At 67.3% G+C, this 19,972-nt stretch carries 22 protein-coding genes; 10 read left to right on the top strand and 12 right to left on the bottom strand.

Annotated features, from left to right (window positions below):
- Positions 1-31 precede the first annotated feature (31 nt).
- Both ACQ450_RS07975 and ACQ450_RS07980 read left to right on the top strand, forming a co-directional pair.
- Positions 32-565: a DUF2975 domain-containing protein gene (locus ACQ450_RS07975; protein ID WP_431468854.1), complete on the top strand. Its 534-nt coding sequence runs from the start codon at positions 32-34 to the stop codon at positions 563-565.
- Positions 565-777 (top strand): helix-turn-helix domain-containing protein, encoded by a 213-nt coding sequence (locus ACQ450_RS07980; RefSeq protein WP_188056108.1) that lies wholly within the window; start codon positions 565-567, stop codon positions 775-777. Before ACQ450_RS07975 ends, ACQ450_RS07980 begins: the two co-directional genes overlap by 1 nt.
- A gap of 99 nt (positions 778-876) precedes the next feature.
- Here ACQ450_RS07980 and ACQ450_RS07985 read toward each other — a convergent pair whose 3' ends face one another.
- The gene (locus tag ACQ450_RS07985) at positions 877-1,158 is read right to left on the bottom strand and encodes a DUF3297 family protein (protein ID WP_188056109.1); all 282 of its coding nucleotides are present in this window, start codon (positions 1,156-1,158) and stop codon (positions 877-879) included.
- 91 nt (positions 1,159-1,249) lie between these two features.
- Between ACQ450_RS07985 and ACQ450_RS07990 the strand changes: the two genes are divergently transcribed.
- Entirely contained in the window at positions 1,250-1,651 is a 402-nt protein-coding gene (locus tag ACQ450_RS07990; protein WP_431468855.1) for an EVE domain-containing protein, read from the top strand.
- A 70-nt stretch (positions 1,652-1,721) separates the two neighbouring features.
- Here ACQ450_RS07990 and typA read toward each other — a convergent pair whose 3' ends face one another.
- On the bottom strand, positions 1,722-3,554 hold the full coding sequence (typA, locus tag ACQ450_RS07995) for a translational GTPase TypA (RefSeq protein WP_188056111.1): 1,833 nt from the start codon (positions 3,552-3,554) through the stop codon (positions 1,722-1,724).
- A gap of 167 nt (positions 3,555-3,721) precedes the next feature.
- On the opposite strand from typA, the gene ACQ450_RS08000 reads away from it, so the two are divergent.
- On the top strand, positions 3,722-4,924 hold the full coding sequence (locus ACQ450_RS08000) for a toxic anion resistance protein (protein WP_431468856.1): 1,203 nt from the start codon (positions 3,722-3,724) through the stop codon (positions 4,922-4,924).
- Between the two features lie 127 nt (positions 4,925-5,051).
- Positions 5,052-5,765, top strand: coding sequence for a hypothetical protein (locus ACQ450_RS08005; RefSeq protein WP_431468857.1), 714 nt, complete (start codon positions 5,052-5,054; stop codon positions 5,763-5,765).
- Between the two features lie 4 nt (positions 5,766-5,769).
- On the opposite strand, the gene ACQ450_RS08010 is transcribed toward ACQ450_RS08005, so the two are convergent.
- From ACQ450_RS08010 to ACQ450_RS08025, 4 genes are read right to left on the bottom strand one after another with little or no spacing between them, the layout of a single operon-like run.
- On the bottom strand, positions 5,770-6,549 hold the full coding sequence (locus ACQ450_RS08010) for an inositol monophosphatase family protein (RefSeq protein ID WP_431468858.1): 780 nt from the start codon (positions 6,547-6,549) through the stop codon (positions 5,770-5,772).
- On the bottom strand, positions 6,542-7,888 hold the full coding sequence (locus ACQ450_RS08015; protein ID WP_431468859.1) for a TldD/PmbA family protein: 1,347 nt from the start codon (positions 7,886-7,888) through the stop codon (positions 6,542-6,544). Before ACQ450_RS08015 ends, ACQ450_RS08010 begins: the two co-directional genes overlap by 8 nt.
- A 46-nt stretch (positions 7,889-7,934) precedes the next feature.
- A complete protein-coding gene (ubiA, locus tag ACQ450_RS08020) occupies positions 7,935-8,852 on the bottom strand; it encodes a 4-hydroxybenzoate octaprenyltransferase (protein ID WP_431468860.1) in 918 nt (305 codons plus the stop codon).
- A complete protein-coding gene (locus tag ACQ450_RS08025; protein ID WP_431468861.1) occupies positions 8,849-9,115 on the bottom strand; it encodes a hypothetical protein in 267 nt (88 codons plus the stop codon). The genes ubiA and ACQ450_RS08025 overlap by 4 nt, the downstream gene beginning before the upstream one ends.
- Positions 9,116-9,376: 261 nt before the next feature.
- On the opposite strand from ACQ450_RS08025, the gene ACQ450_RS08030 reads away from it, so the two are divergent.
- The 3 genes from ACQ450_RS08030 to ACQ450_RS08040 all read left to right on the top strand — a co-directional run bounded on the left by ACQ450_RS08030 (position 9,377) and on the right by ACQ450_RS08040 (position 12,618).
- Positions 9,377-10,285, top strand: coding sequence for a manganese catalase family protein (locus tag ACQ450_RS08030; RefSeq protein WP_188056118.1), 909 nt, complete (start codon positions 9,377-9,379; stop codon positions 10,283-10,285).
- 152 nt (positions 10,286-10,437) lie between these two features.
- Entirely contained in the window at positions 10,438-11,181 is a 744-nt protein-coding gene (locus ACQ450_RS08035; protein ID WP_431468862.1) for a 16S rRNA (uracil(1498)-N(3))-methyltransferase, read from the top strand.
- Positions 11,182-11,244: 63 nt separating this feature from the next.
- Positions 11,245-12,618: a glutamate--cysteine ligase gene (locus tag ACQ450_RS08040; RefSeq protein WP_431468863.1), complete on the top strand. Its 1,374-nt coding sequence runs from the start codon at positions 11,245-11,247 to the stop codon at positions 12,616-12,618.
- Positions 12,619-12,634: 16 nt separating this feature from the next.
- On the opposite strand, the gene ACQ450_RS08045 is transcribed toward ACQ450_RS08040, so the two are convergent.
- A complete protein-coding gene (locus ACQ450_RS08045) occupies positions 12,635-13,930 on the bottom strand; it encodes a methyltransferase family protein (protein WP_431468864.1) in 1,296 nt (431 codons plus the stop codon).
- 126 nt (positions 13,931-14,056) lie between these two features.
- Between ACQ450_RS08045 and ACQ450_RS08050 the strand changes: the two genes are divergently transcribed.
- Both ACQ450_RS08050 and ppa read left to right on the top strand, forming a co-directional pair.
- Positions 14,057-15,970 carry a M61 family metallopeptidase gene (locus ACQ450_RS08050; RefSeq protein ID WP_431468865.1) on the top strand — a complete coding sequence of 638 codons (1,914 nt, stop codon included), beginning with the start codon at positions 14,057-14,059 and terminating at the stop codon, positions 15,968-15,970.
- A gap of 33 nt (positions 15,971-16,003) precedes the next feature.
- Positions 16,004-16,543, top strand: coding sequence for an inorganic diphosphatase (gene ppa / locus ACQ450_RS08055; protein WP_431468866.1), 540 nt, complete (start codon positions 16,004-16,006; stop codon positions 16,541-16,543).
- Between the two features lie 42 nt (positions 16,544-16,585).
- On the opposite strand, the gene ACQ450_RS08060 is transcribed toward ppa, so the two are convergent.
- The 5 genes from ACQ450_RS08060 to ispG are packed head-to-tail and all read right to left on the bottom strand — an operon-like array spanning position 16,586 to position 19,849.
- A complete protein-coding gene (locus ACQ450_RS08060; RefSeq protein ID WP_431468867.1) occupies positions 16,586-16,945 on the bottom strand; it encodes a TfoX/Sxy family protein in 360 nt (119 codons plus the stop codon).
- Positions 16,946-16,947: 2 nt separating this feature from the next.
- The gene (locus ACQ450_RS08065; protein ID WP_431468868.1) at positions 16,948-17,427 is read right to left on the bottom strand and encodes an N-acetyltransferase family protein; all 480 of its coding nucleotides are present in this window, start codon (positions 17,425-17,427) and stop codon (positions 16,948-16,950) included.
- Positions 17,424-18,326: a DMT family transporter gene (locus ACQ450_RS08070; protein WP_431468869.1), complete on the bottom strand. Its 903-nt coding sequence runs from the start codon at positions 18,324-18,326 to the stop codon at positions 17,424-17,426. The genes ACQ450_RS08065 and ACQ450_RS08070 overlap by 4 nt, the downstream gene beginning before the upstream one ends.
- Positions 18,323-18,676: a hypothetical protein gene (locus ACQ450_RS08075; protein ID WP_431468870.1), complete on the bottom strand. Its 354-nt coding sequence runs from the start codon at positions 18,674-18,676 to the stop codon at positions 18,323-18,325. Before ACQ450_RS08075 ends, ACQ450_RS08070 begins: the two co-directional genes overlap by 4 nt.
- Positions 18,677-18,730: 54 nt before the next feature.
- Positions 18,731-19,849, bottom strand: coding sequence for a flavodoxin-dependent (E)-4-hydroxy-3-methylbut-2-enyl-diphosphate synthase (ispG, locus tag ACQ450_RS08080; RefSeq protein ID WP_431468871.1), 1,119 nt, complete (start codon positions 19,847-19,849; stop codon positions 18,731-18,733).
- Between the last annotated feature and the right edge of the window lie 123 nt (positions 19,850-19,972).

A 19,972-nucleotide genomic window follows, 5' to 3' on the forward strand; every position in this document is an offset into this window, starting at 1 on the left:
TTCGATAATTGATTTATCGAGGAGCGATGTGATGTTTGCCCCAGGTATAAACGACGACTGGATGCTGAAGACGGCGCGAATTGTGATTCGCGTTCTGCAGGTGGTGCTCGGAATCGCAGCACTCGCGATCGGCGTGGCGACGCTCGTCGTCGGCGTCGATCCGAGCTGGCTGCTCAAGGAACTCGGCGCGAACCCGGGCATCGACGTCGCGCGCTTTCGCTGGTTCGTGATCGGCGGCTTGCTGGGCGGCGCGGTGCTGCTCGGCCTGTTCGTCCTGTTCCTCCAGTCGCTGCACCGGATCATCGCGACGGTCGGGCGCGGCGACCCCTTCACGCCGGACAATGCCCGGCGGCTGCGCGAAATGGCGTGGCTGCTGCTGGCGATGCAGCTCGGTGCCTTTGCGCTGGAACTCTATTCCGACTGGATCGGCCGGTTCGTCGAATATGTGACCTTCGACGAAGGGCTCTCGATCACCGCACTGCTCGGCGTGCTCGTCCTCTTCATCCTTGCCCGCGTGTTTCAGCACGGCGCCGCCCTGCGCTCCGATCTGGAAGGAACCGTCTGATGCCGATCATCGTGCGCCTGGACGAGCTGCTGCACGAGCGGCGGATGACTTTGTCCGAACTTTCCGACCGCGTGGGCATCACGCTGGCCAACCTGTCGATCCTCAAGACCGGCAAGGCCAAGGCGATGCGCTTCTCCACTCTGGAGGCGATCTGCGCCGAGCTGGGATGCAAGCCGGGCGACCTGCTCGATTTCGAACCGGAGGAGCAGTGATGCGTATCCGGATCGACCTGCGGCTTCCGTCCGAACTGCTGCTGTGCACCGTGGTCGCGCTGGCCGCGATCCTCGCCTGGCCTGGCTGACCGCAGCCCCTCAGTCCGCCGCCGGCGCGTCCCCATCGGATGCGTCGGCGTCGTTTCCGCTCTGGTACCACGCCTCGACCGGGCCAGTGAGCTTGATCGTGAGCGGCTGGCCCTTGCGATCGACCTTCTTGCCCAGCTGAACGCGAATCCAGCCTTCGGAAATGCAATATTCCTCGACGTCCTTGCGCTCGACATCCTTGAAACGGATGCCGATGCCGCGCTCCAGCGCCGCCTGATCGAAATGGGGACTGCGCGGATTGACCGAGAGCCGGTCGGGGGGTGTATCGCTCATGGCCGCGCTCCTGCCGCAAGCCGCGAAGGAATTCCAGCCCCGTCGCCGATCGCCGATGCTAGAAGGGCGCGGGCGGAGGAGGAAAGAAGCGATGCGACACTGGCTGATGAAATCCGAGCCCGAGGAATATGGCTGGAACGATCTGATCCGCGACGGCGCGACCGAGTGGACCGGCGTGCGAAATCATGCCGCCGCCAATCACCTGCGGAAGATGGCGGTGGGCGATCGGGCGTTCTTCTATCATTCGGGCAAGGAACGCGGAGTCGTGGGCGTGATGGAAGTCAGCCGCGCGGCGCGCAAGGACGGCGCGGAGGGAAACTGGGTATCGGTGGAAGTGAGGCCGCTCGAGCCCCTGCCCCGGCTGGTCACGCTTGCCGAGTTCAAGGCCGAACCCCGGCTGGCCGACATGGCGATCCTGCGCCAGTCGCGCCTCTCGGTGGCGCCGGTCAGCGCGGACGAATGGGACGTGATCCTGAAGCTGGCCCGCGACTGACCGGCGGGCGCGGCGGCAACGAAAAACGTCGCCCCGGAGGGTCCGGAGCGGCGTGTTCCTTGTGCCGAGCTCAGGCCGCGTGCTTGGCGCGGCTGGCGCGCTTGCGCTCGTGCGGATCGAGGTGGCGCTTGCGCAGGCGGATCGTCTTGGGCGTGACTTCGACCATCTCGTCGTCGTCGATATAGGCGATCGCCTGTTCGAGTGTCATCTTCTTGGGCGGGGTGAGGCGGATCGCATCGTCCTTGCCCGAAGAGCGGATGTTGGTCAGCTGCTTCGCCTTCATCGGATTGACCTCGAGGTCTTCCGTCTTGGCGTTCTCGCCGATGATCATGCCCTCGTAGAGCGCCTCGCCATGGCCGACGAACAGGATGCCGCGATCCTCGAGCGAGTTGAGCGAATAGGCATTCGCCTCGCCCGTGCCATTGGAGATCAGCACGCCGTTCTTGCGGCCCTCGATCGTGCCCTTGTACGGCCCGTACTTCTCGAACAGCCGGTTCATGATGCCGGTGCCGCGCGTATCCGACAGGAACTCGCCGTGATAGCCGATCAGGCCGCGCGAGGGGGCCGAGAAGGTGATGCGCGTCTTGCCGCCGCCCGAGGGACGCATGTCGGTCATCTCGGCCTTGCGCAGGTTCATCTTCTCGACGACCGTGCCCGAATGCTCGTCGTCGACGTCGATGACGACCGTCTCATACGGCTCCTCGCGGCCGTTCTCGCCTTCGCGGAAGAGCACGCGCGGACGGCTGATGCCGAGCTCGAACCCCTCGCGGCGCATCGTCTCGATCAGCACGCCGAGCTGAAGCTCGCCGCGGCCGGCGACTTCGAAACTGTCCTTGTCGGCGGCCTCGGTCACCTTGATCGCGACGTTCGATTCGGCTTCGCGCAGCAGGCGGTCGCGGATCATGCGCGAGGTGACCTTGCTGCCCTCGCGCCCGGCCATCGGCGAGTCGTTGACGGCGAAGCGCATCGACAGCGTCGGCGGATCGATCGGCTGCGCCTGGATCGGCTCGCTGACGGACACGTCGGCGATGGTGTTGGCGACCGTCGCGATTTCGAGGCCGGCCATCGAAATGATGTCGCCTGCCCGCGCCTCTTCGACCGGAACGCGCTCGAGCCCCTGGAAGCTCATCAGCTTGGACGCGCGGCCGGTTTCGATGATCTTGCCGTCCATGTCCATCGCGTGGATCGGCTGGTTCACCTTGACCACGCCCGACTGGACGCGGCCGGTGAGAATGCGGCCGAGGAAATTGTCGCGATCGAGCAGCGTCACCAGGAAAGTGAAGGGCGCGTCCTGGTCGAGCGCCGGCGGCGGGACATGCTCGACGATCTTCTCGAACATCGGCGTCAGCGTGCCTTCGCGGATGTCGGGGCTGTTGCCGGCATAGCCGTTGCGGCCCGAGGCGAAGAGCACCGGGAAGTCGAGCTGCTCGTCATTGGCCTCGAGGCTGACGAACAGGTCGAACACCTCGTCGAGCACTTCCTGCGCGCGCGCGTCCGACCGGTCGATCTTGTTGACCACCACGATGGGCCGGAGGCCGAGCGCCAGCGCCTTGCCGGTAACGAACTTGGTCTGCGGCATCGCGCCTTCGGCCGCGTCGACCAGCAGGATGACGCCGTCGACCATGCTAAGGATGCGCTCCACCTCGCCGCCGAAATCGGCGTGGCCGGGCGTGTCGACGATGTTGATGCGAGTCTCCTCGCCTGCCGGCGACTTCCACACGATCGAGGTGGGCTTGGCGAGAATCGTGATCCCGCGCTCCTTCTCGAGATCGTTCGAGTCCATTGCGCGCTCTTCGACGCGCTGATTGTCGCGGAAGGTGCCGGACTGGCGGAAGAGCTGGTCGACGAGCGTTGTCTTGCCGTGGTCGACGTGGGCGATGATCGCCACGTTGCGGAGGTTCATGCGTTTTCCCGGGAATGAGGTTCGGGCGCGCGCTTACCCGATTTTGCGCTGCGGCGAAAGGGCACGCACCGCTCGGGTTGCATCACAAGGTGTGATAGCTACATCATACACTTGAAGGTGGCACCGAACCCCGGCATCAGGGGCAGGACAATTTGGAGGCTGGAACGATGGCGACCCAGACGGCGACGGCAGAGCAGGACCTGGTGCTGACCCCGCCCGATCCGGTGGCGCCGGTCACTCCCGAAAAGGCGGCTGGACTGGTCCCGGTCGACGACAGCAAGAAGGGCGAACTGCAAAGCCGCGTCGAAAGCTTCATCGATGATCTGGTGGCGCAGGACGTGAACTCGCCCGAATTCGGCAAGCGAGTCGATGCCATCACGGCGATGGGCCAGAAGGAGATTCGCGAGGCGGCGGGCCAGTCGAACCGCTTCCTCGACCGGCCGGTGCGCGCGATGGACAAGGACGAGGGCGTCGGCACCGACCTCGCCGAGCTGCGCCGCACGATCGAGGACCTCGATCCGGGCAAGCGCGGCAATCTGATGCAGCCCAAGAAGCTGTTCGGCATTCTCCCCTTCGGCAACAAGCTGCGCAATTATTTCGACAGCTACAAAAGCTCGCAGACTCACATCGCGGCGATCCTGAAGCGGCTCCAATCGGGCAAGGACGAGCTGCTGATGGACAATGCGGCGATCGACACCGAGCGCGCGAACCTGTGGAACGCGATGGGGCGGCTCGAGCAGATGATCTATCTCTCCAAGGAGATGGACGCCAAGCTGGAGGACAAGGCCAACGAGCTCGACCACAGCGATCCCGCCAAGGCGAAGGCGATCCGCGAGACCGCGCTGTTCTATGTCCGCCAGCGCACTCAGGACCTGCTGACGCAGATGGCGGTTACGGTGCAGGGCTATCTGGCGCTCGACCTGGTCAAGAAGAACAATGTCGAGCTGGTGAAGGGCGTCGATCGCGCCTCGACCACCACCGTCTCGGCGCTGCGCACCGCAGTGACCGTCGCCCAGGCGCTGACCAACCAGCGGCTGGTGCTCGAACAGATCACTGCGCTGAACACGACGACGGCGAACATCATCGATTCGACCGGCAACCTGCTCAAGAACCAGACGGCGCGAATCCATGAGCAGGCGGCAAGCAGCACCATCCCGCTCGAGACGCTGCAGCGTGCATTCCAGAACATCTACGACACGATGGATTCGATCGACACGTTCAAGCTCAAGGCGCTCGATTCGATGAAGACGACCGTCACGGCGCTGTCGGGCGAAGTCGAGAAGTCGAAAGGCTATATCGCCCGGGCGGAAGGCGCACAGCAGAATGCCGTGAGCGGCCCGGGCGAGACGTTCAAGCTGGAGGCGATGTGACCCGGCAGCGCAATACAACGCTTCCCCTTCCCTTCGTGTCGAGCGCAGTCGAGACACGATTGCGGAGCGCCTGCGGCACGTCCCTCGACTGCGCTCGGGACGAACGGCAATCCGAGAGGCATCCAAGGTGACCGACGTCGACCGCGAACTCGCCCGCGCCAATCAGACGCTCGCCCGGGTCGACCGACGGGTCGGACCGCTCGAACAGCGTGCGCGACGCCGGCGCGAGGCCGAGATACTCCGCCGCATCGGACGGATCGCGGCGGCCGACGTGGCGATCATCGTCGCGGCGCTGGGCATCGGCTGGTTCGTGCCGCTCGGCATGGGAGGCGCGCTGATCGTGATGGCGCTGCTGATCGCGGCCACGCTGGCTCTGGCGATTTTCCCCCTCTCCCCCGAGCCGACCGCCGAGACGCTGGGGCAAGTGCCGCTGAAGGCGCTGCCAGCCACGACCGAGGAATGGCTCGTCCGCCAGCGCCCCGCCCTGCCCGCGCCAGCGCGCACGCTGGTCGATTCGATCGGAGTGCGGCTGGAAACGCTGGCACCGCAGCTCGCCACGCTGGACGAGCGCGAGCCAGCGGCGGCCGAAGTGCGCAAGCTGATCGGCGAGCAGCTGCCCGAGCTGGTGAAGGGCTATGAACGCGTCCCCGAACCGCTGCGCACGGTGGAGCGGAACGGGCGCACGCCCGACCAGCAGCTCGAGGACGGACTGAAGCTGATCGACGAGGAGATCGGGCAGATGTCGCACCAGCTGGCGCAGGGCGACCTCGACCTGCTCGCCACGCGCGGCCGCTATCTCCAGATCCGCTATCGCGAAGACGACGGGATCGGCAGCGCCTGATACATCAGCGCTTCATCCCTGCCGCCGCGCGCTCACGGACATGCTCGACGGCGGCGGCGTGGATGCCTGGAGCGGCGACCAGCACGCCATAGGCGTCGCCACGCGGGCTGTTGAAGCCGATCGGAGCCCCGGTCGCGTCGCTCACCACCGCGCCGGCTTCCGAGGCGAGCAGAGTCGCGGCGGCGATATCCCATTCGTGGCCCCAGCGGACCGTAGCGACGAGATCGGCCTCGCCCGCGGCGACCATCGCCATCCGCAGCGCGATCGAATTGGGCTGGTGCACGCGCTCGAACAGCCGATCCGCCTTGGCGAGATCGTTCGCGGGGACGCGGGCGCCAACAAGCTCGGCGCGATCGTGCACGCGCAGCCGGTCGGCATTGCGATAGGCACCCTTGCCCGCCTCGGCACGCCAGCGCTCGCCGCGCGCCGGCGCTTCCAGGATGCCGATCACCGGGCGCCCGTGCTCGACCAGCGCGATCGACACCGCCCAGCCCTTGCGCCCGCGAAGATAGTCGCGCGTGCCGTCGATCGGATCGACCACCCACGCTCTGGTGGCGCCCAGCCGGTCGGCATTGTCGACCGTCTCTTCCGACAGCCACCCCGCCTCGGGCAGCAAGGCACCCAGCCGCTCGCGGAGCATCGCATCGAGCTCGAGATCGACTTCGCAGACCGGATTGCCGGGGGATTTTTCCCAACGCTTGAAGTCGGTGCCGAAGCGCGCCATCGCCACGCGCCCGGCATCGGCGGCGATCGCTGTCACCGCATCGGCGAGAGTCTCAGTCACCGGCCACCGTCATGCCGTCGACCCGCAGCGTCGGCGCGTTGACGCCGTAGCGGAATTCGAGATCGTTGGCGGGAACGAGCGCGCGATACATGGCGGCGAGATTGCCGGCGATGGTGATTTCCGACACCGGCCGCGTGATCTCGCCGGCTTCGATCAGGAAACCGGCGGCGCCACGGCTATAGTCGCCGGTCACGCCGTTGACGCCCTGGCCGATCAGTTCGGTGACGAGAACGCCGCGCGCGATGTCGGCAATCAGCGTCTGGGGGGGGACGTTGCCCGCCTCCATGTAGAGATTGCTGGCCGACACGCCTGGCCCGCCGCCGATCCCACGCGCCGCATGGCCGGTGGGTTCGAGATCGAGCTGGCGCGCGGCGGCGCTGTCGAGCAGCCAGCTCTGCAGCACACCGTCCTCGACAAGCGCGAGCGGCTGCACCGGGAGCCCTTCGCCATCGAAGCCGCGGCTACGCAGCCCGCGCGGACGGTGCGGATCGTCGACGATGCGGATGCCTTTGGCGAACACCTGCCGCCCCATCGCATCGAGGAGGAAGCTCGATTTGCGCGTGATCGCGCCGCCCGCGATCGCCGAAACGAAATGCCCGAGCAGACTGCCTGCGACGCGCGGATCGAACACCACGGGCATCGCGCCGCTCGGCACGCGCGCCGGATTCAGCCTGGCCACGGCGCGCTCGCCGGCGCGGCGGCCGATCGTCGCGGGGGATTCGAGCAGCGTGGCGTGCCGCGCAGAATGGTGCGCATGGTCGCGCTCCATGCCGCTGCCGGTTCCCGCCAGAACACTTGCCGAAATGCCGTGGCTGCTGACCGAATAGGCGCCGGCGAAGCCGTGGCTGGTCGCGAGCGCCATCACGCTGCGCGAGGCGCCGGCGCTGCCGCCCTCGCTGTTGGTGACGCCCGCAACGGCACGCGCGGCGTCTTCGGCTTCCAGCGCGCGGTCGCGCAGCGTCTGCGGATCGACGTTCGCGCCGTCGTCGAGATCGAGCAGCGGCGGCGTGCCGTGGAGCAACCGCTCCTCGGGCGCGAGACCCGCCCAGCGGTCCTCGGGCGCCTCGCGCGCCATCGCCAGCGCACGCGAGACCAGCGTGTCGAGTTCGTCGGAGGCGAGTTCGGAGGTGGCAACGCTCGCCGAGCGGCGGCCCACGAAGACGCGCAGGCCCAATTCCTCGCTCTCCGAGCGATCGACGGCTTCGAGCGCGCCCATCCGGACCGAGACGGAAAGCGCATTGTCTGCGGCGAACACGGCATCCGCGGCATCCGCGCCGGCGGCGAGCGCACGCTGGACGATATCCTGGACGCGGTCGCGCGCCTGATCGGTGGTCAACATCGACGCGACTTAGGATCGCGGTCGCGCAAGGTCAAAGCGGGCCGGGTCAAAGCGAGCTGGTGCCGACGACGAAGCAGGCGGCCGCCATCAGCACTCCCGCATTGCGATTCGAACGGAAGCGCACGAGCGCGTTCGCCCCGTCGCGCGGCCGCAGCGTCGCCACCTGCCAGCCGAGGTGCAGCGCCATCGGGAGGAGCGCCACCAGCGCAAGCGCGTCCGGCCGGACCGTCCAGATCGCCGCGCTCCAGAGCGTGAGCGCACCGGCGTAGCAGAGTGCGACGCCGAGCCGGACATGGCGGCCCATGGCGCGCGCGGACGAGCGGACGCCGACCAGCGCATCATCCTCCAGATCCTGCACCGCATAGATGGTGTCGTAGCCGATCACCCAGAGCACGCAGCCGGCATAGAGCCACGCCATCGGCGTGAGCAGCCCCGTGTCCATCTCCACCCAGCCGACCAGCGCCGCCCAGGAAAAGACGAGGCCCAGCCACGCCTGCGGCCACCAGGTGATCCGCTTCATGAACGGATAGGCGGCGACCGGGGCGAGACTGGCGAGCGCGACGAGCGCCGCGGCCGGACGCAGCTGCACCAGCACGAGCAGGCCGACGAGGCACTGCACCAACAGCCATGCCCACGCAGCCCGGAGCGAGACGGCGCCGCTCGCCAGCGGGCGGCTCGCGGTACGCGCCACCTGACGGTCGAGGTCGCGATCGACGATGTCGTTGTAGGTGCAGCCCGCGCCGCGCATCGCGATCGCGCCGAGCAGAAACCAGAGCAGCATGTCCCAACGCTCGACCGCGCGGCCCGACAGGCAGATCGCCCAGGCGCCGGGCCAGTAGAGCAGCCACCAGCCGATCGGCCGGTCGAAGCGCGCGAGCAGGGCATAGGGACGCAGGCGAGCCGGCAGCATCCCGACCAACCCGCGATGCTCGGTATCCGGAACTGCCGGATCGGGTGCGGTCATTCGAGCTTGTCCGCGGCGTTCGATGCGGCCCAGGCATAGTCGCGCGCGGCGCGGGCCACCTCCGGATCGTCGAAGGCGGCGTCGGGGTCCGGCGCCTGGCCCAAGGCGTGCAGCAGCGCCCAGAGCGCGAAGCGGCGGCCGGTATCGCGCTCGACGGCGAAGTCGGTGCGCAGCCGCTCGATTCCCGTCTCGATCGTGGCGGGATCGGCACGCTCGATCCCGCCGGGACCGAAATAATGGTGAAGCAGCGCGTCGAGGTCCATCACCGGCACCTGCCCGCGCCGTCGCGCAGGTTCAAGCCCGGAGTCACTTATCGACGCACTCAATCAGTTATCGCGAAATGATAGAGAGGCTTGAATGTAGATGATCCCGCAATGAGCCGCTCTCGGCCATCGAAGCTGCGATTCGACTAACCCATGTAATTCGTGGAAAAAATCGATGAACGCTCACGATCGGCAACAGCCGCTTCGTTGCTCCGTTTCCTCTTCAGCCACCCAGCAAGCCGGGACCGAGGAGACACGATCATGTTCATGCACAACAAGAAGCTGCAATATACGGTGCGCGTTGCCGAGCCCAATCCGGGACTCGCCAAGCTGATGCTCGAACAGTTCGGCGGCCCCGACGGCGAGCTGGCTGCGGCGATGCGCTATTTCACGCAAGGACTGGCGGACGAGGATCCCGGCCGCAAGGACATGCTGCTCGACATCGCGACCGAGGAGCTGAGCCATCTCGAGGTGATCGGATCGATCGTCGCGATGCTGAACAAGGGCACCAAGGCCGACATCAGCGAAGGCGCGATGGAGGAGGCCGAGCTGTACATGAAGATCAACAACGGCAGCGCGGACGCGACTCAGGCGATCCTCTATGGCGGCGGACCTTCGCTGACGAACTCGGCGGGCGTGCCGTGGTCGGGCGCCTATGTCGACAGCCGCGGCGAACCTACGGTCGACCTGCGCTCGAACATCGCGGCCGAGGCACGCGCCAAGATCGTCTATGAGCGGCTGATCAACGTCACCGACGATGTCGGGGTGCAGGACGCGCTGAAGTTCCTGATGACGCGGGAGATCGCGCATCAGAAATCCTTCGAGAAGGCGCTGTTCGCGATCGAGGACAATTTCCCGCCGGGCAAGCTGCCGGGCGTCGAGAAATATGCCAGCACCTATGTGAACACCTCGCAGGGTGAAGGCGACGCGACCGGCCCCTGGAACAGCGGCGACGAATGGGAGCGGATCGACGACCTCACCAACACCCTGCCCGCCGATGGCGGCAGCGGCCTGCCGACGGTCGAGCTCAAGGGCGAGCAGAAGAGCGCGCTGGCGCAGCTCGCCACCCGCACCAAATCGAATCCCGACGGCAACCCGACGACCGGCGCCGATCTGGCCGCCGGCCCTGGCGCGGGACGGACGAAGAAGGTGCCCGAGGACATCGCCTGACCCATCCCAGCGGTCGAGGGAAAGGGGCGCCTGCCACGGGCGCCCCTTTCTTCGCGAGCGGAAGACCAACGTGAGGGGGCCGAAATCCGCGGAGCCGCCTTGGCCGCGCTGCGGGGGTGTCGCCCCGAACGGACCAGCGCTAGAAGCGCGGCATGACCGCGACACCCGCCTGGCCGCCGGACTCCACGCCGCGCCTCTATCTCGAGAGCCCGCTCGCCGCCGGGCAGATGCTGCGGATCGAGGAGACGCAGGCGCACTACCTCATTTCGGTGATGCGGCTGAAGCCGGACGAGGCCGTCCGCCTGTTCGACGACGCAACGGGCGAGTGGCTGGGGATCGCGCGCGACGTGCGCAAGCGCGATCTGACGCTGGAAGTCACGCGGCAGCTGGCGCCGCGCGAACCGGTGCCAGACCTGTGGCTGTGCGTGGCGCCGATCAAGAAGGGCCGGATCGACTGGATGGCCGAAAAGGCGTGCGAGCTGGGCGTCGCCCGCTTCCAGCCGGTGATCACGCGCCGCACCGTCGTCGACCGGCTGAACATGAAGCGGCTGCACGCGCATATGGTGGAGGCCGCCGAGCAATGCGGGCGCACCGCGCTGCCCGAACTGGCGAAGCCGGCGACGCTCGCCGAGTTGCTGCGCGACTGGCCCGAGGAACGCACGCTGTTCTTCGCCGACGAGGCGGGCGGCGAGCCCGCCCTGGAATCGATGCGCGCGCATGCCGGGCCGGCGGCGATCCTGATCGGGCCGGAGGGCGGCTTCGACGATGCCGAACGCGCCGCGATCCGGGCGCTGCCGCAGGCGGTGGGGATCGCACTCGGCCCGCGCATCCTGCGCGCCGACACGGCCGCGGCGGCGTCAGTGGCACTGTGGATGGGTGCGGCGGGCGACTGGTAGCGGTTCACCGCCCCCCCCCGATTCGATATGGCGCCGCTCTCGCTTCGGGCCTAAAGGCGCGCCATGAGCACCAAGACCGTTTCGGACAGCAACGCACCGGTGATCGAGCACCGGTCGCAGCTCATCGACTATTTCGCCGGGGGCGAAAAGCCGAAGGACCGCTGGCGGATCGGCACCGAGCACGAGAAATTCGTCTATTCGACCGGCGATCTGCATGCGCCGAGCTATGACGAGCCGGGTGGCATCCGCGACCTGCTGCTGGCGCTGACCGAGTTCGGCTGGCAGCCGGTCGAGGAAGGCGGCAAGGTGATCGCGCTTTCCGGACCCGACGGGACGGTGAGCCTCGAGCCGGCGGGCCAGCTAGAGCTTTCGGGCGCACCACTCGACAATCTCCACCAGACCTGCGCCGAGGCCGACCGGCACCTGAAGCAAGTGAAGGCGGTGGGCGAGAAGCTGGGGCTGGGTTTCCTCGGGCTCGGCATGTGGCCCGACAAGGCGCGCGCCGACCTGCCGATGATGCCCAAGGGCCGCTACGGCATCATGGCGAGCCACATGCCGCGCGTGGGAACGCTCGGGCTCGACATGATGCTGCGCACCTGCACCATCCAGGTGAACCTCGATTATTCGAGCGAAGCCGACATGGCGCAGAAGTTTCGCGTTGGGCTGGCGCTCCAGCCGCTGGCGACCGCGCTGTTCGCCAATTCGCCCTTCACCGAGCGCAAGCCCAACGGCTTCCTCAGCTTCCGCAGCCATATCTGGTCGGACACCGATCCGCACCGCACCGGCATGCTGCCCTTCGTGTTCGAGGACGGCTTCGGATACGAGCGCTATGCCGACTATGCGCTCGATGTGCCGATGTACTTCGTTTATCGCGACGGTCGGTACATCGACGCCGCTGGGCTGAGTTTCCGCGACTTTCTGAAGGGCGAGCTTGCCGTGCTCCCCGGCGAAAAGCCGACGATGGACGATTGGGCGGATCACCTCTCGACTGCCTTTCCCGAAGTGCGGCTCAAGACCTTCCTCGAGATGCGCGGCGCCGACGGGGGCCCCTGGGGCCGGATCTGCGCACTGCCCGCGCTGTGGGTGGGGCTGCTCTACGATCAGGGGGCGCTCGACGCCGCCTGGGATCTGGTGAAGCACTGGACGATGGACGAGCGCGAGGCGCTGCGCAGCGCCGTGCCCAGGCTGGCGCTCGATGCGCCGCTGCCCGGTGGCGGCACCTTGCGCGACATCGCCGGCGACGTGCTCGACATTGCGGGCGCCGGACTGGCCGCACGCGCCCGGCTCAATGCCTCGGGCGATAACGAGACCGGTTTCCTCGATCCGCTGCGCGAGATCGTGCGCAGCGGCAAGGTGCCCGCGCAGACGCTGCTCGACAAGTTCGCCGGCGAGTGGAACGGCGACGTCTGCTGCATCTATCGCGAGACGAAATTCTAGCGCGCGGCGTGCGCGCTCAGCCCTCCACGCTCCGCCGACCCGTAACCGCCGCGAAGAAGCGCGGGACAGGACCGTTGCGCTCCATCCAGGCGCTATAGTCGCGATAGGCCGGATCGAGGCTCAGATGCCGCTCCTCGGTCTTGGCGCGCCAGTAATAGACGCCGGCGACCACGGCCATCAGCACGGTCGCGCGCACCGCATCGGTCCAGCTTCCGGTGGTGAACATCGGAATCGTCGCGAACCACCAGAAGAGATTCTTCGAAAGATAGGCCGGATGGCGTGTGAAGCGATACGGCCCGTGGGTGAGGATGCCGCGGTGGGTGAGGTTGGAGAAGCGGATGCCGAAGGCGACGGTCGCCCAGGCATAGACCGCCGTCAGTCCGACGAGGATCGCGCCGTTCGCGGCCAGCAGCCAGTCGTGCCCGGCATACCAGTGCGTCCAGTCGGCGGTGCCGGGATGATAGTCGAGCGGCCCGCCCTCGCCCATCAGGATGAAGGGCGGATAGCAGATCAGCGCGGCCGCCCAGGCGGCGGCGAACGGGTTGGCGCTGCGGATATGGCTGTCGAGCGGGCGGAAAGTGAGGATATAGCCCGCGGTCGCGAACGCCACGTCGATCACGAACATGAAGGTGATGAGCCAGTTGGCGAGCGCCACCGGATCGGACCAGAGCCCGCTCATGTCCCAGCGGACGAAATCGCCGAAGCCGGGCGGTACGATCGCCAGCATGAAGGCGAGGAAGAACCCCTTTACCGCCCAGCTGCGCAGGTGATTGGCGATCGCCGCCCCATCGACCGGCTCCTTCGATCCCATCAGCCAGGCACCCAGCGCCCAGGCGCCGTCCTTCGGATCCACAAGCCGCCGGTCGATCCACAGCACATAGGGGATCGAGAGCAGGAACAGCCCCGGCGCCGCCATCTGGAAGCACCACATGGCGAAGGGAAAGCCGCCCTCCCAATAGAAGCGGCAGACGGCGTAGATCACGGCGATGCCGCCCCAGGTGAGCCACAGGCCGGCAAGCTTGGTGATGCTGATATCGAGCGTTTCGCGCCACGGACGCGCGCCGCTCCAGTCGATCCCGGTGCTGGGCGCGCGGTGCACCTTGTCGACGAATATCGACCAGAGCAGCATCGGCACTGCACAGGCGGCGACGTTGACCAGTGCGGCATAGGGCCCGTCGAGGCCGTACTGCCGCGCGACCGCCACCCAGAGCGTCATCCCAGCCAGACCCGCGAAGCCGACTCCACCGCTCACGGCGGACCGCGGACGCGGATCGGTGGCGGCGTGCCGGGCAAGGCCTGCGTCGTGATACATGACCCGCGGTGTAGGCAGGAATGGTAAGCAAGCTGTGAAGCTTGTTCAGCGGCCTGGCTTTACCTTGCCGCGTGCAGCGGCTTAGATGCCGCCATCCTCATCGCCTCTCCCCGAAAGGCCAGATCCATGCGTCGCACGCTCGCTTTCGCCGCCCTTCTGCTCGCCACCACCGCGCCTGCCGCCGCGCAGCTTTCGGCGCCGCAGCCGGTGCCGATCGTCGACACCATCCCGGCGGCGCGCGACATCGACTATCCCGGCACGCTCCGCCTGACGATCGACGCGACCGACGTGGAACAGGGGATCTTCCGCGCGACCGAGACGATCCCCGTGGCGCAGGCGGGTCACATGGTGCTGCTCTATCCCGCCTGGCTGCCCGGAAAACATGCCGAGCGCGGCGAGATCGAGAAGCTGACCGGCCTCACCTTCCGCGCGGGCGACACGGTGATCCCCTGGGTGCGCGACGCGGTCGACGTCTATGCCTTTCACATCGTCGTTCCCGAGGGCGTCGAGGAAATCACCGCCGAATTCCAGTTCACTTCGGCCGTTTCGTCGAACCAGGGGCGGATCGTCGTCGCGCCGAGCATGATGAACCTGCAGTTCCCGTCGATGAGCCTCTATCCGGCGGGCTATTTCACGCGGCGCATTCCGATCAGCGCGACCGTGACCTATCCCGAGGGCTGGACGGCGGTGTCGGGACTTCCGGCGACGCGCGACGGATCTACCTACACCTACGAAACGGCGAGCTATCAGGTGCTGGTCGATTCGCCGGTCTTCGCCGGGGCGCATTATCGCGAGTGGGAGCTGAGCGACCGCGTCGACCTCAATGCCTTCGCCGACCGGCCGGAGATGCTGGAAGCCGCGACGCCCGAAATGATCGCCGCGCATCGCAGGCTGGTCGATCAGGCGATCAAGCTGTTCGGCACCCAGCCCTATGACCAATATGAGTTTCTGGTCGCGCTGACCGACGAGATGGGCGGCATCGGCCTCGAGCATCACCGCAGTTCCGAAAACGGCGTCGGAGTCGATTACTTCAGCGACTGGGACAATGCGCTCGGCGACCGCGACCTCTTGCCGCACGAGTTCGTCCACAGCTGGAACGGCAAATATCGCCGCGGCGCGGATCTGTGGACGCCCGACTTCCGCATGCCGATGCGCGACACGCTGCTGTGGATGTACGAGGGCCAGACGCAATTCTGGGGCTATTTGCTCGCCGCGCGTTCCGGGATGCTGAGCAAGGATCAGGTGCTCGGCGCGCTCGCCAATGTCGCCGCGGCCTATGACGCACGCGTGGGACGCCGCTGGCGGCCGCTGATCGACACCACCCACGATCCGATCGTCGCCGCGCGCCGCCCCAAGCCCTGGACCAGCTGGCAGCGCGCCGAGGATTATTACAACGAGGGTCTGCTGGTGTGGCTGGAGGCGGATGCAAAGATCCGCGAACTGACGAACGGTCGCAAGTCGATCGATGATTTCGCCAGCGCCTTCTTCGGCAGCGGTCGCGACGGCGACTATGGCGAAGTGACCTACACCTTCGAAGATGTGGTCGCGACGCTGAACGGCGTGGTTGAAGCCGACTGGACCGAATTCCTGACCGAGCGGCTGATGCAGACCAGCGACCAGGCGCCGCTCGCGGGCTTTACCGAGAACGGCTACCGCCTGGTCTACACCGACGAACCGACGCCGTGGTTCCGCAACTATCAGTCGAGCCGCAACATCGCCGATCACAGCTATTCGCTCGGGCTCGTCACCAGCCGCAGCGGCGGCATCTCCGCCGTGATCTGGGACAGTCCCGCGTTCGAGGCGGGGCTCGACGTGGCAGACGACATCATCGCGGTGAACGGAAACGCCTGGTCGGCCGAGGCGCTGACCGAGGCGGTTCGAGCCGCGCAGGGCGGAACCGAGCCGATCCGGCTGCTCGTCAAGAGCGGCGAACGCTACCGTGAAGTGGCCATCGACTATCACAATGGCCTGCGCTATCCGCGCCTCGAAAAGACGGTCAGCGGCGTGGCTGGCCTCGATCGGCTGCTCGCGCCGCGCTGACCGGGACGAGCGAAAAGACAGGAATGGAAGCGAATGCGTATCGACATGGTGCCCGTGGGCGACAATCCGCCGCACAGCCTGAACGTGATCATCGAAGTGCCCGTCGGCGGCGAGCCGGTGAAGTATGAGTTCGACAAGAAATCGGGCGCCCTGTTCGTCGATCGTATCCTCCACACGCCGATGCGCTACCCCGCCAACTATGGCTTCGTACCGCACACACTGTCGCCTGATGGCGATCCGCTCGACGCGCTGGTCGTCGCGCGCTCGCCCTTCGTTCCGGGCTGCGTCGTACGGGCGCGGCCGATCGCCGTGCTGAACCTGGAAGACGAGCATGGCGGCGACGAAAAGCTCGTCTGCGTGCCGGTCGATTCGACCTTCCCCTATTACACCAAGGTGGAGGAGATGGACGATCTGCCCGACATCGTCTTCAAGCAGATCGAGCATTTCTTCACCCACTATAAAGACCTGGAAAAGGAAAAGTGGGTCCGCGTCGGCACCTGGGGTGGCGCCGAGGAAGCGCGTCGCATCGTAGTCGAAGCGATCGAGCGCGCCGAGCAGGCGAAGGCGGCCTGAGCGGGATAGCGGGCGGGACTCGCTCCCGCCCGGCCTGGATCGTCAGCGCGGGCGGCTGCGGGGCTTTCTTTTCGGCGCCCGCAGCCCCGCTTCGATCGCAACCGCCGCCCAGCGGCGCATCACATCGGCATCGTCATACACCGCGTCGGGGGCGCGGCGATAGTTCATGCTGCCGGTGCGGCCCACGCCCATCGCATAGGTGAAGCGCGGACAGGCTTCGGCGTCCCAAATCGCGTCGCTTTCGCCATCCGCCTTGAACCAGAGCTCGCCGTCGCCGACGATCGCGAAGATCGTCCCGTCGCAATAAAGCGTGGCACCGCCCATCATCCGTCGCATCGAGACGCTGCCGATCGGCGCCAGCGCCTCGCGGACCCATTCGACCAGCCCCTCGTCGACTGCCATGGCTAGCGCCCCGCCAGCCGCGCAAGCGCATCGCCCGAGACGCGGCGAATGCGCCATTCGTCCATCGCCTCGGCACCCATCGACTCATAGAAGGCGATCGCAGGCGCATTCCAATCGAGCACCGCCCATTCGAAGCGAGCGCAGTCGCGATCGCGGGCGATCCCCGCAAGATGGCGGAGCAGCGCCGTCCCCACTCCGGAGCCGCGCGCTGCGGGCGTGACATAGAGATCCTCGAGATAGAGGCCGCGCCGCCCTTCCCAGGTCGAGAAACTGTGGAAGAACAGCGCGAAGCCGACCGGCGCTCCGCCGCGCTCCGCGATCACCGCCTCGGCGGCGGGAGGCGCGGCAAACAACGCCTTGTGCAGCAATGGCTCGGTCGCCTTCACGGCATCGGGCGCGCGCTCATAGTCGGCCAGTTCGCGCACGAACCGAAGGATCGTCGGCACGTCCTCCGGAACGGCGGCGCGGAGTTCGATCGTCACAGGCTGGTCTCCACGGTGGCAGGGGCGATGCGGGGCGTTCGCGCAGCCCAGATGCACCCCCCCACGATCAGCACCGCGCCGACGACCGTCCAGAAGGACACCACTTCGCCGAAGACGAGATAGCCGAGCAACGATGCCCAGAGGAATGCAGTATATTCGGTCGGCGCCAGATAGCTCGCGTCGGCCCGGGCATAGGCCCAGCCGAGCAACAGCAGCGAAGCCGTGGCCAGCGCCGCCGCGAACAGGATCGCGGGCCAGTGAACGAGCGCGGGCACGCTGCCGAGCCACGGCGCGGCGAGCGCGAGCAGCAGCGTGACGATCGCGCTCTGAAACAAGGCGATCTCGAGCGGATCGGCGACCTGCGCCTGCTGGCGCATCAGGATGATGTTGTACGAATAGCAGACCGCCGAGGCCATCACCGCCAGCGCGCCGAGCAGCGCCGCGTCGCCGAGCTGCGACTGCGTCTGACCGTAGAGGATGGTCGCGACACCCGCCAGCGCGACCAGCGAGGCGAACACCGTGCGCCGCCCGATCCGCTCCTTCAGCAGCAGCGCGGCGAGGAACAGCGCCAGCAGCGGCGCGATATGCGTCAATGCGATCGCCTGCCCCATCGGCACGCGCGCAAGGCCCCAGAAGAACAGCACTGCCATCACCGTCGACACGATCCCGCGCAGCAGATGCAGCCGCAGCGCGGCCCTGCCCGGCCAGCGCGGGCCGCGCCGCAGCCACAGCGCACCGCTGAACAGGATGCCCGCGGCATTGCGCCAGAGCAGCGCCACATAGACGCCGATCGCCAGCGACAGGCCTTTGAGCACGGCGTCCATCGCCGAGAAGAGCGCGATCCCCGCCGTCGCGACAAGAAAGGCGACGACCGGCGACGCCGGCTGCCTGGTGGTCACGCGCGCATGCGAGGAGCGAGGCAAGGCACCCGCCGCAGCGCGCTCACCAGCAGATCGTCGGCCAGCATCGCCGCGGCAGTGAGCGACAGAATCGCAAGGCCGATCCCGAGCGGCCCGGGCGCGATCGCGCCACCCTGCGTGCCGAGCGCGACCAGCCGCAGCCCGGGCAGGATCGCCAACACCGCCGCGCCTCGCCCGATCCACGTAGCGGCCGCTGGGGCTACATCGGCACGATCCCCGCGCCGCATTCGGCGCCACGCAAAGAGCAGCAGCGGATATTTGCAGGCCGCGAGCAGCGCCGCGGGAACCAGCGCATCGGCCACGGCGGCGTAGGAAGAGGCGGTCGGCATGGACGGGGCGGCTCCGCTACCGCCTGTAGCGCGGCACGCGATGGGAGGACAGGCTCAGGCGGCCTGCGGTTCGGCGGTCGTCGCCTCGATCTCGGCGGCCTTGGCTTCGACCAGCCTGACAATGTGATCGATCATGTCGGCGTCGCTGACGTGATGATCGGTGACGCCCGACAGATAGACCATGTGCTTGCCCGCGCCGCCGCCGGTGATGCCGATATCGGTCTCGCGCGCCTCGCCGGGGCCGTTGACGACGCAGCCGAGCACCGAAAGGCTCATCGGTGTGCGAATGTGGCTGAGCCGTTCCTCCAGCGTCTGCACCGTGCGGATCACGTCGAATCCCTGCCGGGCGCAGCTGGGGCAGCTCACTACCCGCACGCCGCGATTGCGGATGCCCAGTGCCTTCAGAATCTCGAATCCGACCCGCACTTCTTCCTCGGGCTCGGCCGAGAGGCTGACGCGAATCGTGTCGCCGATGCCGAACCAGAGCAGCGAACCGATTCCGATCGAGGATTTGACCGTGCCGCCGACGAATCCGCCCGCTTCGGTGATGCCCAGATGCAGTGGACAATCGACCGCTTCGGCAAGCGCCTGATAGGCGGCGACCGCAAGGAACACGTCGGACGCCTTTACGGCGACCTTGAACTCTTGGAAGTCGTGGTCCTGCAGCAGCTTGATATGATCGAGCGCGCTTTCGACCAGCGCCTCGGGGCACGGCTCGCCGTATTTCTCGAGCAGGTCCTTTTCCAGGCTGCCCGCATTCACCCCGATGCGGATCGCGCAGCCGTTCGCCTTGGCCGCATCGACCACTTCGCGCACTCGCGCGTCGGACCCGATGTTGCCGGGGTTGATGCGCAGGCACGCCGCGCCGGCGTCAGCGGCTTCGAGTGCGCGCTTGTAGTGGAAGTGGATGTCGGCGACGATCGGCACGCGCGATGCGCGGACGATCTGCTTGAGCGCGCTGGTGCTCTCGACATCGGGGCACGAGACGCGGATGATGTCGGCGCCCGCTTCCTCGCAGCGGCGAATCTGGTCGATCGTCGCCTTCACGTCGGAGGTGGCCGTGTTGGTCATGGTCTGCACCGTCACGGGCGCATCGCCCCCGACGGGGACATTGCCGACCATGATCTGGCGGCTTTGACGGCGCGCGATATCGCGCCAGGGACGAACGGACATGGGGGCTGCTCGCTAACGCTCTGGTACGTGGCTCGTCATATAGCGTTCCCAGGGCCGCGGCGAAAGGACGCTCTCCGCGCAACCGGTGGCACGGGCGCCACGATCTGCTACCAAGGCGCCCGT

The organism is Sphingosinithalassobacter sp. LHW66-3 (assembly GCF_050703275.1).
GTDB lineage: Bacteria > Pseudomonadota > Alphaproteobacteria > Sphingomonadales > Sphingomonadaceae > Sphingomonas.

What these genes read in the sequence shown, in the direction of transcription:
- ACQ450_RS07975 (WP_431468854.1), top strand. Translation starts at nt 32, where the DNA reads ATGTTTGCCCCAGGTATAAACGACGACTGGATGCTGAAGACGGCGCGA.
- ACQ450_RS07980 (WP_188056108.1), top strand. Translation starts at nt 565, where the DNA reads ATGCCGATCATCGTGCGCCTGGACGAGCTGCTGCACGAGCGGCGGATG.
- ACQ450_RS07985 (WP_188056109.1), bottom strand. Translation starts at nt 1,158, where the DNA reads ATGAGCGATACACCCCCCGACCGGCTCTCGGTCAATCCGCGCAGTCCC.
- ACQ450_RS07990 (WP_431468855.1), top strand. Translation starts at nt 1,250, where the DNA reads ATGCGACACTGGCTGATGAAATCCGAGCCCGAGGAATATGGCTGGAAC.
- typA (WP_188056111.1), bottom strand. Translation starts at nt 3,554, where the DNA reads ATGAACCTCCGCAACGTGGCGATCATCGCCCACGTCGACCACGGCAAG.
- ACQ450_RS08000 (WP_431468856.1), top strand. Translation starts at nt 3,722, where the DNA reads ATGGCGACCCAGACGGCGACGGCAGAGCAGGACCTGGTGCTGACCCCG.
- ACQ450_RS08015 (WP_431468859.1), bottom strand. Translation starts at nt 7,888, where the DNA reads ATGTTGACCACCGATCAGGCGCGCGACCGCGTCCAGGATATCGTCCAG.
- ubiA (WP_431468860.1), bottom strand. Translation starts at nt 8,852, where the DNA reads ATGACCGCACCCGATCCGGCAGTTCCGGATACCGAGCATCGCGGGTTG.
- ACQ450_RS08025 (WP_431468861.1), bottom strand. Translation starts at nt 9,115, where the DNA reads ATGGACCTCGACGCGCTGCTTCACCATTATTTCGGTCCCGGCGGGATC.
- ACQ450_RS08030 (WP_188056118.1), top strand. Translation starts at nt 9,377, where the DNA reads ATGTTCATGCACAACAAGAAGCTGCAATATACGGTGCGCGTTGCCGAG.
- ACQ450_RS08035 (WP_431468862.1), top strand. Translation starts at nt 10,438, where the DNA reads ATGACCGCGACACCCGCCTGGCCGCCGGACTCCACGCCGCGCCTCTAT.
- ACQ450_RS08040 (WP_431468863.1), top strand. Translation starts at nt 11,245, where the DNA reads ATGAGCACCAAGACCGTTTCGGACAGCAACGCACCGGTGATCGAGCAC.
- ACQ450_RS08045 (WP_431468864.1), bottom strand. Translation starts at nt 13,930, where the DNA reads ATGTATCACGACGCAGGCCTTGCCCGGCACGCCGCCACCGATCCGCGT.
- ACQ450_RS08050 (WP_431468865.1), top strand. Translation starts at nt 14,057, where the DNA reads ATGCGTCGCACGCTCGCTTTCGCCGCCCTTCTGCTCGCCACCACCGCG.
- ppa (WP_431468866.1), top strand. Translation starts at nt 16,004, where the DNA reads ATGCGTATCGACATGGTGCCCGTGGGCGACAATCCGCCGCACAGCCTG.
- ACQ450_RS08060 (WP_431468867.1), bottom strand. Translation starts at nt 16,945, where the DNA reads ATGGCAGTCGACGAGGGGCTGGTCGAATGGGTCCGCGAGGCGCTGGCG.
- ACQ450_RS08075 (WP_431468870.1), bottom strand. Translation starts at nt 18,676, where the DNA reads ATGCCGACCGCCTCTTCCTACGCCGCCGTGGCCGATGCGCTGGTTCCC.
- ispG (WP_431468871.1), bottom strand. Translation starts at nt 19,849, where the DNA reads ATGTCCGTTCGTCCCTGGCGCGATATCGCGCGCCGTCAAAGCCGCCAG.